We start from the raw sequence: 15,678 nt of genomic DNA, 5'->3' as shown, positions 1-15,678 counted from the left end.
GTACCCCGTGCGTCCCGTCTTAATCGTCGCGCCCGCTGCGCCCGCCGGACAGGGCGGCGGTGTTGACGCCCAGCGACTTCAGCTTGCGATGCAGCGCCGAGCGCTCCATACCGACAAACGCCGCCGTGCGCGAGATGTTACCGCCGAAGCGGTTGATCTGCGTCAGCAGGTATTCGCGTTCGAAAAGTTCGCGCGCCTCGCGCAGGGGCAGCGTGGCCAGCCCCCCGGCCAGAACCACCCTGCCCTCATCCTCGGCCCCGGCCGATTCCGCGATCAGGTCGCGCGCCTCGATGGCGCCCTGGCTGTCGCCCAGGATCAGCGCCCGTTCGATGACGTTGCGCAGCTGGCGGATATTGCCCGGCCAGTTCATGGATTGTAGCTGGGTCTCGGCCTCTTCCGACAGGTCGCGCTTGGGCAGGCCCTGGGTCTGCGCCAGCAGGTCGATGAAATGCCGGGCCAGCACCGGGATATCCTCACGCCGTTCCGACAGCGAGGGCACGGCGATGGGCACCACGTTCAACCGGTCGTAGAGTTCCTGACGGAAGGTCCCGGCGCCGATCTCGGCCCTGAGATCGCGGGTGGTCGAGCTGATGACCCGCAGATCCACCTTCACGCGGTCGGCGCCATCGACCCGGGTGAAGGTCTGTTCGGTCAACACGCGCAGGATCTTGGACTGGGTGCCGACGGGCATGTCCGCCACCTCGTCGAGGTAGAGGATCCCGCCATTGGCCTGTTCCAGCAGCCCCGGGATCACCCCCCGCGCGCCGCTTTCCTGCCCGAAGAGCACGGCTTCCATCTTCTCTGGCTCGATGGCGGCGCAGCTGACGGTGACGAAGGGCGCCTGCGCCCGGTTCGACTGGGCATGGATGAAGCGCGCGGCGACTTCCTTGCCGCTGCCCGAGGGGCCGGTCAGCATCACCCGCCCGTTCGAGCGCGTGACCTTGCCCAGTTGCGAGCGCAGGAATTTCATGGCGGGCGACTGGCCGATCATCTCGGTCGGGCCGCTGTCGCGCTTCTTCAGCTTGGTGTTTTCGCGGCGCAGGCGCGAGGTCTCCATCGCCCGGCCGATCACCACCAGCAGCTGATCGGTGTTGAAGGGCTTCTCGATGAAATCGTAAGCGCCCTTCTTGATCGCCTCGACGGCGATCTCGATATTGCCGTGGCCCGAGATGATGACCACCGGGATATGCGGATATTCGCGCTTCACCGACATCAGGATGCCGATGCCGTCGAGCTTGGAATCCCGCAGCCACAGGTCCAGAATCATCAGCATCGGCGGATCGGTCGCCACCGCCGACATGGCCTCGTCCGAGTTGGCGGCGAGGCGGGTGGAATACCCCTCTTCGCGCAAGATCTCGGCCACCAGTTCACGGATGTCGCGTTCGTCGTCGACGATCAGGATGTCGCTCATGCCTCAACCCCTGTTTCATTGCGGCTGGCCCGTGCGTTGCGCAGCAGGGGCAGCCGGATTTCAGCCATGGCGCCGCGATGAGCGCAGCCCGGCATCACCGGTGCGTCGGTCAGCGCCAGCGTGCCGCCATGTTCCTCGATAATCTTCTTCACGATCGGCAGGCCCAGGCCCGTTCCCCGCTCGCGCGTCGTCACGTAAGGCTCGAACAGCCGCGCCCGGTCCTCGGGCAGGCCGATGCCGTTATCGGCGATGGTGATGGTGGCGCGATCCTCGGCCACGTCCATTGCCACGGCGATCTGCGGCCGGAAGCCCTGGGGCGCGCGGCCCCCCTCGACAAAACCCTCGATGGCCTCGCCCGCGTTCTTCAAGAGGTTGGTCAGCGCCTGACTGATCATCGTCGGATCGATCTCGATCATCAGCGGGCCCTCGGGCAGCGTGACGTCGAAGGCGACCTCGGGCTGGCCTGCCTCCTGCAAGGTGGTGGCATCGCGCAGCACCTGCACCAGGTCGGTCATCCGCCGGTCGGGCTCGGGCATGCGGGCGAAGCGCGAGAATTCGTCGACGATGCGGCGCAGGTCGCCGGTCTGGCGGACGATGACATCGGTCAGGTTGCCGAGGCTTTCGGCATCCTCCTCGTTCATCACTTTGGAAAACTTGCGTTTTATGCGCTCCGCCGACAGCTGGATCGGCGTCAGCGGGTTCTTGATCTCATGGGCGATGCGCCGGGCCACGTCGCCCCAGGCGGCCATCCTTTGCGCCGAAACCAGCTCGGTCACATCGTCGAAGGCCACCACATAGCCCTCAAGCTGGCCCGCGGCGTTGCGCCGTTCGGCCAGCCGTACCAGCAGGCTTTCGAGCCGCCCGTTGCGGCTGATCCGCACCTCGTCCTGCACCCGCCCGCCGACCAGCCGGCCCTCGCCCGATTGCAACCGGCTGAGCAGCGCGCCGAATTCGGGCACCACCTCGGCCAGCGAGCGATGCGCGGCCTCCTCGGCCGTGACCTTGGTCAGGGCCTCGGCGGCGCGGTTCACGAAATCGACATGTCCCTCGGCATCGAGGCCGATCACCCCCGCCGTGACCGAGCCCAGCACCGAATCGAATAGGCGGCGGCGTTCCTCGATCTGGCGGTTGTTGGTCAGCAGCGTCTCGCGCTGGCCCTGAAGCTGGCGGGTCATCTGGTTGAAGACCCGGCCCATGGTGGCGATCTCGTCGCCGCCCTTCTCCTCGGGCACCTGCACCTCCAGATCGCCCTTGCCGACCCGTTCCGCCGCCGCCGCCAGCCGCCCGATGGGCCGCGACAGCCCCTCGGCGAACCACATCCCCAGCCAGACCGCCGCCAGGATCAGGATCAGCGCAAAGCCGATGTAAAGAAGCGCGAAGTTGAACAGCACGGTGCCGCGCTCGGCTTCCAGCTGGTTATAAAGCGCGATGGTCTGCTGGGTGTCGTCCAGCAGGCTCAGGATCTCGCCATCCACCGCCCGGGTGACATAGAGCAACCGGTTGGGATAGCCCGGCAGCGGCACCAGCGCGCGGAACTCGCTGCTGGGCCAGTCCTTGACCAGCGCCAGCTCGCCCTCGGCCGCACGCCTGAGGTCCGCGGGCGCGGGGTTGATGAAATCGAAGAGATAGGACCGCTCGCCCCGAAGCCTGAGCGCGCCGTCGAAATCGATGATGAAGGCCACGCGCAGCCCGCGCTGGATCGCCCCCTGCGCCTGACTGAGAAGCGAGCGCATGTCGCCCTCGCTGAGCGTCGGGCGCTGCTCACGCGCGCTGACCAGCAGGTTCGCGACCGCCTGTGCATCCTCGATCAGGTTGCGCTCCTGCTCCTGCTGATAGGCCTCGGCGGCGGCCAGCGAATTGCCGACCACGTTGCGCACCCGTTCCGAGAACCAGCCCTCGAGGCCAAGGTTGATCGTCACCACGGCAAAGACCGCGACGGTGATGGCGGGCAACAGCGCGCTGATGGCAAAGAGCGACGACAGCCGCAGATGCAGTTGCGACCCGGCCGAGCGCGTGCGCCGCGCGGTGATAAGCCGCCCGATCCTCAGCAACACCAGCCCCGCCACCACCAGAATGTACATCAGGTCGGCCAGCAGCACGAGGCGCAAGGACGGAAGGTTCGACAGGAATGAGAACGGCCCCAGCACCAGGATGGTCGCCACCACCAGTACCGGCGCCAGCACAACCAGAACGAAGGTCCCCAGCGCCTGCAACCGCCGCTGCATCGGCGAGCGGCGACGCAGCGCGCGCGGCGGCGCGAGGTCGGAACCCTCGGAAGGGGGCAATGAGGAACTCATGAGCGGCAATCAGGCAACACGGGCGATGACGCGGGTTGTTGGCACGAGGTGCGGCAATTGCGCCACGCCCCTGTGGCCTGACTACATCAACTTGCGGCGCCGTGTCACGCGAATATCGAGCTCGTTGGTCTTCTTGCGCAAAGTATTGCGGTTGATGCCCAGAAGGTCGGCACAGCGCGCCTGATTCCCGCCGGTGTATTCCAGCGCGATGTCGATCAGGGGTGCCTCGACCTCGCGCAGGATCCGCTGATAGACGCCGGGCGGCGGCAGGTCGGCGCCGTGCAACTCGAAGTAGCGCCGCACATGGCGGGCGACCGACTCGGCCAGCGTGCCCGCCTCGGCCGCTTCCCCGGGCGGCGAGGCGGCGGGATGGGCGTTGAGCGCCGCTTCCATCTCGGCCCGGCTGATCTCGGGCTCCTGCCCGGTGATGACCAGACGGCGGATCACGTTCTCCAGCTGGCGCACGTTGCCCGGCCAGCGGTATTGCCGCACCAGCTCCAGCGCCGAATTGGACAGCCGCCGCGGGTTGCCCCCCTCGCGCGCCGCGCGGGCCAGGAAATGCTCGGCCAGCAGCGGGATGTCCTCGATCCGTTCGCGCAGCGGCGGCACATGCAGGGTGACGCCCGAGAGGCGGTAATAAAGGTCATGGCGGAAGAGCCCGGCCTCCAGCGCGCCGTTCAGGCTGCCGTCGGCGATGGCGATGATCCGCGGCCCGTCCGAGGGCAGCGCATCGAGCAGCCGCACCAGCCGCGCCTGCGCCGGTCCGTCCAGATCGCCCAGCCCGTCCAGCACCAGCGAACCGCCCCGGGCCCGCGCCATCAGCGCCGAGCCGCCGCTGCCCTGATCCGAGCCGAAATCCTGGGCCGAGGCCAGCACGAAGGGCTGCGCCCGGCGGTCCGAGAAATCGTGCAGCGCCCGGGCGATCAGCGATTTGCCGGTCCCGGATTCGCCGGTGATGAGGGCGGGCAGTTCCGCGTTCATCACCCGCGCCACCAGCCGGTAGAGCGCCTGCATCGAGGGGGTGCGCCCGACCAGCGGCAGGTCGGTCGCCGCCGAGGCCTCGGGCACCGGGATCGGCTGGGGCTGCGGCGCCTGCGGCACCACGCGGGCCCCGCCGCGGCGCGAACTCTCCATCGCCTTGCCGGCCCGCGACAGCAGGTCCGGCAGGTCGAAGGGCTTGGGCAGATAATCCCAGGCCTCGGCCTCGGTCGCCTGGATCGCGGTCATGATCGTGTTCTGCGCCGAGATGACGATCACCGGAAGACCGGGCCGCAAGGTCTTGATCCGGGGCAACATTTCGATGCCGTTGCCATCGGGCATCATGACATCGGTGACCACCAGGTCGCCCTTGCCCTCCTCGACCCATCTGAGCAGCGTGGTCAGCGACGAGGTGGCATGGACCCGGCACCCGGCGCGGGTCAGCGCCTGGGTCAGCACGGTCCGGATCGTGCGGTCGTCGTCGGCGACAAGGACGGTACCATCCATCAGCGGGACTCCTTGGTTGGGGCAGGTGCGACGGGCAGCGACACCTCGAAGACGGTCTGGCCGGGTCGGGATTTTACCTCGATCCAGCCCTCATGGGCGCCGATGATCTTGGAGACCAGCGCCAGTCCCAGCCCCGTGCCGTTTTCGCGGCCCGAGACGAAGGGTTCGAAAATATTCTCGGCGATGGCGGGCGGCAGGCCCGGGCCGTCGTCGATGATCTGCACATGGATCGGCAACGCCACCCGCCGACCGTCCAGCCCCGAGACCTGTAGCCCGCGCTCGAAATAGGTGTGGATGCGGATCGTGCCGCCCTTGGGCTGGGCCTCGGAGGCGTTCTTCAGCAGGTTCAGGAACACCTGCTGCAACTGGTCGGGATCGGCCCAGACCTCGGGCAGCGAGGGGTCGTAATCGTCGGTGATGCGCATATGCGCCCCGAACCCCACTTCGGCCGAGCGCCGGGCGCGTTCCAGCACGTCGTGGATGTTGACCGGACGGCGTTCGGGCGGACGCTGGTCGCCGAAATGCTCGACCTGATCCAGCAGCTTCACGATGCGCCGGGTCTCGGCCACGATCAGGTCGGTGAGTTCGCGGTCGGCGGCGTTCAGCCCCATGGACAGCAGCTGCGCCGCCCCGGCGATCCCGGCCAGCGGGTTCTTGATCTCATGCGCCAGCATGTCGGCCATGCCGATCGCCGATTTCGCCGCCCCCTTCAGGACCGAGGTCCGCCCCAGCCGCCCGGCGATGTCGCGCGGCGTGATGAGCAAAAGCAGCGTCTCGGCCTCGTCGTTCATCGGTGCGATCTGCACCGAGCACAGGACCGGCGGCCGGTCCCCGGTGCAGACCTCGCAATCGTTGATGAAGATGGGGGCGCGGTTGTTGCGGGCCCGGTCGACGGCTTCATCCATCGGCGCATCGATGGCCAGCCGGTCGAAGGCGGGCTCGCCCCTGAGCATCACCGCCGAGGCCGAGCAGAATTGCTCGGCCGCCGAGTTGCAGTCGAGGATCCGCTCCTTGCCCCCGACCGAGCCGGTGGTGAAGGCCGGCATGGGCAGCGCCGCGAAGATGGCGCCGGGGATCGGGGGGCCGCTCATGCCGCGTCCCGCCAAGGTTCGAGCGCTTGCGGCAGCGCCGCCAGCACCGCCGCCGGGTCGCTTTCGCGCATCAGCCGGGCGCGGATCGCGGGCTCGCCCCCGGCCGCGTCGATGTACCAGCCGAGGTGCTTGCGGGCGATGCGGACGCCCAGATCCCGGCCGTAGAAATCGAGCATCCCCTCGTAATGCGCGGCCACCAGATCGACCAGCGCGGCGCCTTCCGGCACCACGGGCGCGGGCGTGCCGTAAAGCGCGGCGCTGATCTGGGCCAGCAGCCAGGGCCGCCCCTGCGCTGCGCGTCCGACCATCACCCCGGCCCCGCCAGACTGGGCCAGCGCGGCCCGCGCGGCCTCGGGCCCGTCGATATCGCCATTGGCGAGCACCGGCAGGCTGACCGCCTCGACCACCTCGGCGATGGCGGCCCAATCGGCGCTGCCGGTGTAGAATTGCGCGCGGGTTCTGCCGTGAATGGTTATCATGCGCACCCCGGCGCCCTCGGCCTGCTGCGCGATCTTCGCCGCGTTCAGGCAATCGCCGTCCCAGCCCAGCCGGGTCTTCAACGTCACGGGCACCGAGACCGCGCTGACCACCGCCTCGATGAGCCTCAGGGCAAGGTCAGGCTCGCGCATCAGCGCCGAGCCCGCGGCACCGCCCACGACCTTTTTCGCAGGGCAGCCCATGTTGATATCGATGATCGGCGCGCCCTGCCCTTCGGCGATCCGCGCGGCCTCGGCCATGGCGCCCGCATCGCGGCCCGCCAGCTGCACCGAGGTCGGCACATCGGCATCGACCTCGGCCCGGGCGCGGCTGGCGGCGCGGCGCGAAGGCCGTGCGGTGACCATCTCGCCCGAGGCGATCATCTCGCTCACGACGAGGCCTGCACCGAACGACGCGACGACGCGGCGGAACGGCAGGTCGGTAATCCCGGACATGGGCGCCAGTACGACGGGCGATGTCAGGGGAACGGGAAAGGCGACGGCAGTCATCAGGCCCTGTCAGTCGGGGTGTGCGGTGGTGCAACGGTGCCCATCTAGCGCGCAGAGAGGGCAGACGGAAAGGCAGACGGAAAAGAATCTGCCCGCGCTTTCATCAATTGCCCTTTTCGCGTGCATATCTCAACCGCTTGCGCCTCATTTTCGCGCAACACCCCTTCGGAAACGGCGCAGCGGCAGGCTTGCGGGCCTTCGCGCAACGGCCTAAGTCCCGAGCATGAGCCGCAAAGACGACATTGCCGTGATCCTCGTCGCCGCCGGGCGCGGTAGCCGCATGGGCGGCGGCCTGCCCAAGCAATGGCGCTTGCTGGCGGGCCGGCCGGTGCTGGCGCATACCGTCGCGGCCTTCCGGGCGGCGGGTCTGGAGCGGATCCTGCTGGTCATTCACCCCGACGACCGCCGCCGGGCCGAGGCCCTGGGCCTGCCGCTGGTCGAGGGCGGCGCCAGCCGCAGCGACTCGGTCCGCGCGGCACTGGCGGCGCTGGCTTCCGATCCCCCGGCCCTTGTCCTGATCCACGACGCGGCCCGCCCGCTGGTCGAGCCCGCGCTGATCGCGGGCGTGCTCGACGCGCTCGCCACCCATCCCGCCGCCGCCCCCGCCCTGCCGGTGGTCGATGCGCTCTGGCGGGGCGAGGCGGGCGCGGTCGCGGGTCTGCAATCCCGCGAGGGGCTTTTTCGCGCCCAGACGCCGCAGGGGTTCGACTTCGCCGCCCTCAGCGCCGCCTATGCCGCGCATCCGGGCGACGCCGCCGACGATGTGGCGGTGGCGATGGCCGCGGGGCTCAAGGTCGCCATCACCCCGGGCAGCGAGCGCAATCTCAAGCTCACCTACCCCGAGGATTTCACCCGCGCCGAGCAATTGCTCGCGGAAAGGAGCGCCATGGACATTCGCCTTGGCAACGGTTTCGACGTCCACGCCTTTACCGAGGGCGATCACGTCTGGCTCTGCGGCGTGAAAGTGCCGCACACCAAGGCGCTGCTGGGCCATTCCGACGCCGATGTCGGCATGCACGCCCTGACCGACGCGCTCTATGGCGCGCTGGCCGAGGGCGACATCGGTCGCCATTTCCCGCCGTCGGACCCGCAATGGAAGGGTGCCGCCAGCCATATCTTCCTGCGCCACGCCGGGGAGCTGGCCCGCAGCCGGGGTTTCACCATCTCCAATTGCGACGTCACGCTGATCTGCGAGCGGCCCAAGGTGGGGCCTCATGCGAGCGCGATGCAGGCCGCCTTGGCGGATATCCTCGGGATCGAGGCCGACCGCGTCTCGGTCAAGGCGACCACTTCCGAACGGCTGGGCTTCACCGGCCGCGAGGAAGGCATCGCCGCCATCGCCACCGCAACCCTGGTGAAAGCATGACCTTCTCGCGCCTCGTCTCCATCGGCTTCGGCCTTGGCCTCCTGCGTCCGGCCCCCGGCACCTGGGGCTCGGCCGGGGCCATCGCCGTGGGTCTGGTCATCGACCGCTATCTGGGCGCGCCGGTGCTGGTGCTGGCGGCCATCCTCGCCACCTTCGCCGGGATCTGGGCCTGCCATGCCGAGCTGCGCGACCGGCCCGGCGCCGACCCGTCCGAGATCGTCATCGACGAGGTGGCCGGCCAGTGGCTGGCGCTCAGCTTCCCGGCCATGGCGTTCTGGTTCCGTGGCTGGGAGACCTGGATGCCCTATCCCGGCTGGGTCGCGGCCTTCCTGTTCTTCCGCCTCTTCGACATCTGGAAGCCGTGGCTGATCCGCAAGGCCGATGAACGCGCCGACTGGATGGGCGTGATGCTGGACGATCTGCTGGCCGGCCTCGCCGCCGGTATCGCGGTGATCGTCGCCGGCGGCATCGCCCACGGGGTGCTGATGTGACAGACACTCTCGCCACCGAAGTTCTGGCGCTGGCCCGCACCGCCGGGGTGATGATCGCCACGGCCGAAAGCTGCACCGGCGGGCTGGTCGTCGGGGCGCTGACGGCGATCCCGGGGTCCTCGGACGTGGTCGACCGCGGTTTCGTCACCTATTCCAACGCCGCCAAGCGCGAGATGCTGGGCGTCGCGGCCGACACGCTCAACGCCCATGGCGCCGTCAGCGAGGAGGTCGCGGCCGAGATGGCGCTGGGCGCGCTGTCGCACAGCGGCGCGGGGCTGGCCGTGTCGATCACCGGCATCGCCGGGCCCGGCGGGTCCGAGTTCAAGCCGGAAGGCCGGGTCTGTTTCGGGATTGCCCGAAACGGAGGCACCCCCCGGACCGAGACCATCGAATTCGGCCCCCTCGGCCGGGCCGAGGTGCGCGCAGCCTCTGTGCAGCATGCCTTGATTCTGCTCAGGGACGCCCTGATCTGATTCACAAAGCGCGCGCGAATTGAGCATGACGCCCAATTCCTCGCCCTTGACGCCCTCAGTTTCGCAACTGGGCGGCGACTGACCCGCCCTTGGCGCCATTGCCTCTTTTCTGGCCATCCCGGAAACGCGCAGAGGATGCGTCACGGCCAAGGAGGGGACGATGAACGCAGCCGATACCGCATTTCTGATTACCGCAACGGCACTCGTGCTGTTCATGACCCTGCCGGCGCTGGCGCTGTTCTATGGCGGGCTGGTGCGCGCCCGCAACGTGCTCAGCGTCTTCATGCATGTGTTCTCCATCGCCTGCCTGATGTCGATCCTGTGGCTGGCGCTGGGCTATACCATCGCTTTCGGCGAGCCGGGCGGCGTCTGGGGCGGGCTGTCGCGGGCCTTCCTGATCGGCGTCACGCCCGACAGCCTGACCGGCACCGTGCCCGAGGTGCTGTTCTTCGCCTTCCAGATGACATTCGCCATCATCACCCCGGCGCTGATCGTCGGCGCCTATGTCGAACGGGTGGGCTTCGGCTTCGTGCTGACCTTTTCGGCGCTGTGGATGCTCTTGGTCTACGCGCCCGTTGTGCACTGGATCTGGGGCGGCGGGTTCATGGCCGATGGCGGGATCTGGGGCGAGACCGGCACCCGTGACTTCGCGGGCGGCATCGTCGTGCATGAAACGGCGGGGCTGGCGGCGCTGGTCATCGCCTGGTTCCTGGGCCCGCGCAAGAACCGCACCACCCCGCCCCACCAGCCCGGTCTGGTGATGATCGGCGCGGCGATGCTCTGGGTCGGCTGGTTCGGCTTCAACGGCGGCTCGGCGCTGGCGGCGAATGGTCAGGCGGCGATGGCCATCACGGTGACGCATCTGTCGGCGGCCGCCGCCTCGCTCAGCTGGGTCCTGTGGGAACGCATCAAGTTCGGCCGCGCCTCGATGGTCGGCCTCGTCACCGGCACCATCGCCGGGCTGGCCTCGATCACCCCGGCCGCGGGCTTCGTCGGCCCCATCGCCGCAATGGTCATCGGCGCCGTGGCCGGGATCCTCTGTCAGGAGGCGGTCAATCTGGTGCGCAACCGGCTGAAGATCGACGACACGCTCGATGTCTTCGCCGTGCATGGCGTGGGCGGCATCTTCGGCACGATCATGGTGGCGGTGCTGGGCCATGGCGCCTGGATCGCCCAGCTCGGCGCGCTGGCGCTGGTCGGGATCTATACGGTGGCGGCCTCGGTCGTGCTGCTGAAACTGGTGGCGATGGTCACGCGGCTGCGGGTCGATGCCGAAACCGAGACCAATGGCCTGGACCTGTCGGTCCATGGCGAACGGGCCTACGAGCTCAATTCCTGAGCGCGCCCTCGCCCGCGTCCCTCGGGGCGCGGGCCATCAGACTGTCGAGGATCAGCGCCAGCAGGTCAGGCCGCCCGGTGGTCCCCGATTTGCGATAGATGGCGTTGAGATGCGACTTGACCGTCGCCTCGGTCGAGCCGCGCATGGCGGCGATCTCGGCAATCGACAGGCCCTTGACCATGAACAGGGCGACATCCGCCTCGGCCCCGGTCAGGCCCCATTGCGCGAAATGCTCGTCGACGACCGCCTGCACGGCCGAGCCCGCCAGCCGCAGGTCGCGCTCCATCCCCGCCTGACGGCGCAGAAGCCAGACGACCAGCCGCACCTCCAGCACGATGGCCACCAGCATGGCCAGCGCCGCCGCCGTCTCGACCCCCTGAAAGAGGCTGATGGCCTGCAAGGGGCTGGACCCGTCCGCCCAGATGTCCTCGATCGCATCGAAGACGAAGAAGCCCGCGCTGAAGGCCTGCAGCGCCACCAGCAACACCACGCCCGAGATCAGACGGCGCGGACCGGTTAGGGACAAGGCGAAGGGGCGCATCGGCAGGCCTGTCATTCGGGCCCGGGCGTCGCAGGGCACCAGTCTTCAGGGGGCCAGTCATGCATGCCCCGGGCCCAGACCGCAACCGGCCTTCACCCGTAGAGCTTGCGCGCCCGCGTCTCGAAGGCGCCGACCACGCGGCGCATTGCCTCGTCAAAGACCAGCCCGATGACCTTTTGAAGGATGGCGTTGCGGAATTCGAAATCGACCTCGAAGCGCACCCGGCAACCCTCGCCCTCGGGCTCGACCACCCAGAAGGAATGCAGATACTTGAAGGGGCCGTCCAGATACTCGGTCTCGATCCGCCGCTCGCCCGGGATCAGCACCACGCGCGAGCCGAACTTCTCGCGGAAGACCTTGAAGCTGATGACCAGATCCGCCTCCATCACCTCGGCCCCCTCGCCACGCTCGGGCGCGGGCCGGCGCGAACGGATGCGGGCGGCGGCGGTCCAGGGCAGGAACTCGGGGTAGCGCGCCACATCCGCCACCAGGTCGTAGATCTGTTCGGGCGTATAGGGCAGCAGGCGGTTTTCGCTGTGATGGGGCATCCCGACCTCTGGCATGTGCGGGCGTCTTTTCCTAGAGTGGGCCCCGGTTTTCAACCCCTGATGCAAGGCCAGCGACGCCATGACCCAGCCGCCCTATGTGATCGACCAGATGATCTCGGCCAAGCGGATCGCCGCAAGGGTCGAGGCTTTGGCCCATGAGATCACCCTGGCCTTCAAGGATACCGACAAGCTGGTCGTCGTGGGTCTTCTGCGCGGATCCTTCGTCTTCATCGCCGATCTGGTGCGCGAGATCGACCTGCCGGTCGAGGTCGATTTCCTCGAGGCCAGCTCTTACGGCGACTCGATGCAATCCTCGCGCGAGGTGCGGATCCTCAAGGACCTGAGGGGCGAGATCGCCGGGCGCGACGTGCTGGTGGTCGAGGATATCGTCGACACCGGCTTCACCTTGCACCACGTCAAGCACCTGCTGATGGCGCGCGAGCCCCGGCGGCTGGAGATCTGCGCGCTGCTCGACAAACCCTCGCGCCGCGAGGTGGATATCAAGGCCACCTGGACAGGGTTCGAGATCCCCGACGAATTCGTGGTGGGCTACGGCATCGACTATGCGCAGCGCAACCGCAACCTGCCCTATATCGGCAAGGTGCGCTTTACCTGAGCGGCCGCGCGCCCGCCGTTGGCGGGAACCGGGGCCACCGACGCCCGATTCGCCCGAGTCGCCCGCCCGGAGGCGCGTCACCCCTTGCGGTGCAGATAGACCATCTCGGTATCGCGCAGCGCGACTGGCGCCTCGGCCAGCGCCCAGTCCGAGGCCCCTGCCCCCGCCACCACCGCCTGCCGGTAGGGCGCCGGATCGCCCCAGGTGGCGTACAGCTTGAACTCGGTATTGGCGAAGGGCCTCAGCCCCTGGTTCAGCACCGCGTCCCAGACCGCGGCCATGCAGCCGGGATTGCCGCTCTTGCGGTAATCGCTGAGGGCGACGATCCCCCCCTCGCGCAGCATCTCTCGGGCCGAGGCGATATCCTGCCGCACCCGGTCATAGCTCTTGCCCGCATCGACGTGCACGAAGCGGGCGCTGGCCGGGGCGACATGGCGGGTGACGGTCGAGCTGGGGCCCCGGACGATCCGCGGCAGCGCCTTGTGAAAGGTGAGGTAGATCCGCTCGAAGGCGGCAAGGGTCAGGTCCTTGTCGCGAAAAAAGCGCCGCTCGTCCGGGTCGGCCTCGTCCGAGGTGGCGATATCCTGGAACAGGTCGCAGGCGGTGAACACCTCGTCCGGGCGCAGGTGGTTGCCGATCAGCACCGCGCTCTTGCCCATGAAGACGCCCAGCTCGACCACGCCGCCGGGCGGCTGGGTGGCGGCCTGATGCGCCAGCAGCCAGGCAAAGGCCGCCTGGTCGATCGGCATGAACCAGCCGGGAATGTCCTTGTACTGCATGCGAGGGTCCTGACACCGGAAGCGATGCCGCGCAGGCTAGGCAAGGGCCGCGCCCCCCGCAAGCGGCCTTGGACCGGGCGTGTCGTCGCCCGGACGGCAACAATCAGCTCGGTGCGTTTCCGCCTTGGCGCCGAATTCCACAGGATCGCCACAGCTTGCCCGGTTTTCGGCCATGCCTCTGTGGTGTAAAAAAGGTTAACGTTTGCGCCCCGCCCGGGGCGATTTCCGATTGCCGAGGGACCCATGACCGACGATTCCATCGAGATGTTCGATGCTGGCGAAGCGCAGTCGGATGCCGATTGGCTGGTCATCATGGACGAGATCGGCGAGGAAGCGGGCTATTTCGACCCCCTCGGCGGCGCGCATTCGGCGTTTTTCTCGGATCAGGGGCCGGTCCTGCTGGTCAGCTTCGAGACACGGGCGGGCATCCGCGGGGCCGGTGGCGGCCAGATGCCACTCGGTTACCAGATCGCCGCGCCGCGCGGCTGGTCCTCGCTGACCATCGTCGCGCATGAGGACAGCTGGTTCCGCGACCCGGCGGTCTATGGCTATTTCGACCGGCTGATCGACGACGCCTTCTTCGAGGATTTCGACCGCGTGGTCTTTTATGGCGCGGGCATGGGCGGCTATGCCGCGGCGGCCTTTGCCGTCGCCGCCCCCGGCGCCACGGTGCTGGCGCTGGCACCGCAGGCCACGCTCGACACCGAACTGGCCGAATGGGACCGCCGCTTCCTGCGCGCCCGCAAGCTCGACTTCACCAGCCGCTTCGGCTTTGCCCCCGACATGTGCGAGGGCGCCGACAGCGTCTATATCCTCTATGACCCGATCCAGCAGGTCGATGCGGTGCATGCGGCGATGTTCCGGGGCCCGCATATCCACCGGCTGCGCGCCCGCCATATCGGCCGCGACCCGCAGGCCGAACTGGCCCGCGTCAACGTGCTGCGGCCGTTGATCGACGCGGCCTGCGCCGGCACCCTGACCCCGCAGCGCTTCTTCCACCTGTGGCGCGCGCGGCGGCAGAACCCGCATTACCTCGGACGGCTGATCGGCCGGTTGCAAAGCCAGAACCGCCCGGCGCGGTTCCTGCGCGCGCTCAGGGCCGCCAACGCGCTGGTCGATCACCCGCAACTGCGTCAGGCGCTGCAACGGGCCGAAACCGGCGCTTCGTCCGCGCGCTGAGGCTTCACAGCCGCGCGGGTGCGCGCTATGGGGACGCCATGACCCGCCTCACCCTCACCCGCCCCGACGATTTCCACCTCCACCTGCGCGACGGCGCCATGCTTCAAGGCATCGCCCCCGAATCGGCACGCGATTTCGCCCGGGCGATCATCATGCCGAACCTGGTGCCCCCGGTCGTCACCGGGGCCGAGGCCGCGGCCTATCGCGAGCGCATCGCCGCCGCGTTGCCGGGCGCCGATTTCACGCCGCTGATGACGCTCTATCTGACCGAGCAGACCGATCCCGCCGATCTGGTCGCCGCCCACAAGGCGGGCATCGTCACCGCGGTCAAGCTCTACCCGGCCGGGGCGACCACCAACTCGGCCTCGGGCGTCACGGATTTCACCAAGGTTGCCAAGGTGTTCGAGGCGATGGCCGAAGCCGGCGTGCCGCTGTGCGTCCATGGCGAGGTGACGGCGGCCGAGATCGACATCTTCGACCGTGAGGCGGTGTTCATCGAGACGGTGCTGGACCCGATCCGCCGCGCCCATCCGGGCCTCAAGGTCATCATGGAGCATGTGACGACCAAGGACGCGGTGGATTACGTGCGGGCCAATCCGCAGGGTCTGGGCGCCACGATCACCACCCATCACCTGATCCTGAACCGCAACTCGCTGCTGGTCGGCGGCATGCGCCCGCATTACTTCTGCCTGCCCGTCGCCAAGCGCGAACTGCACCGGCAGGCGCTGGTCGAGGCCGCGCTCTCGGGCGATCCGCGCTTCTTCCTCGGCACCGATTCCGCGCCGCACAGCGACGACCGCAAGGAATGCGCCTGCTGCGCGGCCGGGTGTTTCACCGCGACCAACACCATGCCGATCCTCGCCCAGATCTTCGACCGCGAAGGCAGGCTCGACCGGCTGGAGGGGTTCACCTCGCATTTCGGCGCGGATTTCTACGGGCTGGCGCGGAACGCGGGCACGATCACGCTGGAAAAGACCGCCGAACCCGTGCGCTTCCCGGCCAAGATCGAGACCGGCGCCGGTCCGGTGACCGTCTTCGAGCCGGGTTTCGACCTCTACTGGCGCGTGGCGGGCTGA

15 protein-coding genes are annotated in these 15,678 nt (G+C 68.6%); 7 read left to right on the top strand and 8 right to left on the bottom strand.

Annotation, left to right across the window (positions count from 1 at the left end; all coding sequences use genetic code 11):
- Positions 1-19: 19 nt before the first annotated feature.
- The 5 genes from ntrX to dusB all read right to left on the bottom strand — a co-directional run bounded on the left by ntrX (position 20) and on the right by dusB (position 7,270).
- Positions 20-1,411, bottom strand: a complete 1,392-nt coding sequence (gene ntrX, locus DDE23_RS06670; protein WP_107750354.1) for a nitrogen assimilation response regulator NtrX — start codon at positions 1,409-1,411, stop codon at positions 20-22.
- Positions 1,408-3,636: a sensor histidine kinase NtrY-like gene (locus DDE23_RS06665; protein ID WP_107750840.1), complete on the bottom strand. Its 2,229-nt coding sequence runs from the start codon at positions 3,634-3,636 to the stop codon at positions 1,408-1,410. Before DDE23_RS06665 ends, ntrX begins: the two co-directional genes overlap by 4 nt.
- 153 nt (positions 3,637-3,789) lie before the next feature.
- Complete coding sequence (locus tag DDE23_RS06660; protein ID WP_107750356.1) at positions 3,790-5,193, bottom strand: response regulator; 1,404 nt, start codon at positions 5,191-5,193, stop codon at positions 3,790-3,792.
- Positions 5,193-6,284, bottom strand: a complete 1,092-nt coding sequence (locus DDE23_RS06655) for a two-component system sensor histidine kinase NtrB (protein ID WP_107750358.1) — start codon at positions 6,282-6,284, stop codon at positions 5,193-5,195. The genes DDE23_RS06660 and DDE23_RS06655 overlap by 1 nt, the downstream gene beginning before the upstream one ends.
- Complete coding sequence (dusB, locus tag DDE23_RS06650) at positions 6,281-7,270, bottom strand: tRNA dihydrouridine synthase DusB (protein WP_107750360.1); 990 nt, start codon at positions 7,268-7,270, stop codon at positions 6,281-6,283. Before dusB ends, DDE23_RS06655 begins: the two co-directional genes overlap by 4 nt.
- Positions 7,271-7,493: 223 nt before the next feature.
- On the opposite strand from dusB, the gene DDE23_RS06645 reads away from it, so the two are divergent.
- The 4 genes from DDE23_RS06645 (at position 7,494) to DDE23_RS06630 (ending at position 10,939) form a co-directional block, all read left to right on the top strand.
- Positions 7,494-8,636, top strand: a complete 1,143-nt coding sequence (locus DDE23_RS06645; RefSeq protein ID WP_107750362.1) for a bifunctional 2-C-methyl-D-erythritol 4-phosphate cytidylyltransferase/2-C-methyl-D-erythritol 2,4-cyclodiphosphate synthase — start codon at positions 7,494-7,496, stop codon at positions 8,634-8,636.
- Positions 8,633-9,127, top strand: coding sequence for a phosphatidylglycerophosphatase A family protein (locus tag DDE23_RS06640; RefSeq protein WP_107750364.1), 495 nt, complete (start codon positions 8,633-8,635; stop codon positions 9,125-9,127). The genes DDE23_RS06645 and DDE23_RS06640 overlap by 4 nt, the downstream gene beginning before the upstream one ends.
- Positions 9,124-9,600, top strand: coding sequence for a CinA family protein (locus DDE23_RS06635; RefSeq protein ID WP_107750366.1), 477 nt, complete (start codon positions 9,124-9,126; stop codon positions 9,598-9,600). The genes DDE23_RS06640 and DDE23_RS06635 overlap by 4 nt, the downstream gene beginning before the upstream one ends.
- A gap of 160 nt (positions 9,601-9,760) precedes the next feature.
- Complete coding sequence (locus tag DDE23_RS06630) at positions 9,761-10,939, top strand: ammonium transporter (protein ID WP_107750368.1); 1,179 nt, start codon at positions 9,761-9,763, stop codon at positions 10,937-10,939.
- On the opposite strand, the gene DDE23_RS06625 is transcribed toward DDE23_RS06630, so the two are convergent.
- Entirely contained in the window at positions 10,929-11,495 is a 567-nt protein-coding gene (locus DDE23_RS06625; RefSeq protein ID WP_238149915.1) for a helix-turn-helix transcriptional regulator, read from the bottom strand. The genes DDE23_RS06630 and DDE23_RS06625 overlap by 11 nt on opposite strands.
- Positions 11,496-11,572: 77 nt before the next feature.
- Positions 11,573-12,028, bottom strand: a complete 456-nt coding sequence (locus DDE23_RS06620; RefSeq protein ID WP_107750373.1) for a type II toxin-antitoxin system RatA family toxin — start codon at positions 12,026-12,028, stop codon at positions 11,573-11,575.
- Between the two features lie 79 nt (positions 12,029-12,107).
- Between DDE23_RS06620 and hpt the strand changes: the two genes are divergently transcribed.
- A complete protein-coding gene (hpt, locus tag DDE23_RS06615) occupies positions 12,108-12,644 on the top strand; it encodes a hypoxanthine phosphoribosyltransferase (RefSeq protein ID WP_107750375.1) in 537 nt (178 codons plus the stop codon).
- 77 nt (positions 12,645-12,721) lie between these two features.
- Here the strand turns inward: hpt and DDE23_RS06610 are convergent, their stop codons facing one another.
- Positions 12,722-13,423 (bottom strand): class I SAM-dependent methyltransferase, encoded by a 702-nt coding sequence (locus DDE23_RS06610; protein WP_107750377.1) that lies wholly within the window; start codon positions 13,421-13,423, stop codon positions 12,722-12,724.
- A gap of 243 nt (positions 13,424-13,666) precedes the next feature.
- Here DDE23_RS06610 and DDE23_RS06605 point away from each other — a divergent pair, with 243 nt between their 5' ends.
- Positions 13,667-14,602, top strand: coding sequence for a phosphoadenosine phosphosulfate reductase (locus DDE23_RS06605; RefSeq protein ID WP_107750379.1), 936 nt, complete (start codon positions 13,667-13,669; stop codon positions 14,600-14,602).
- 38 nt (positions 14,603-14,640) lie between these two features.
- Positions 14,641-15,678 (top strand): dihydroorotase, encoded by a 1,038-nt coding sequence (gene pyrC, locus DDE23_RS06600; RefSeq protein ID WP_107750380.1) that lies wholly within the window; start codon positions 14,641-14,643, stop codon positions 15,676-15,678.

The sequence above is a fragment of the Pararhodobacter aggregans genome, assembly GCF_003075525.1.
Lineage (GTDB): Bacteria > Pseudomonadota > Alphaproteobacteria > Rhodobacterales > Rhodobacteraceae > Pararhodobacter > Pararhodobacter aggregans.
Note: the sequence above shows the minus strand (reverse complement) of the source record. Positions and strands in the feature narration are given on the sequence as shown.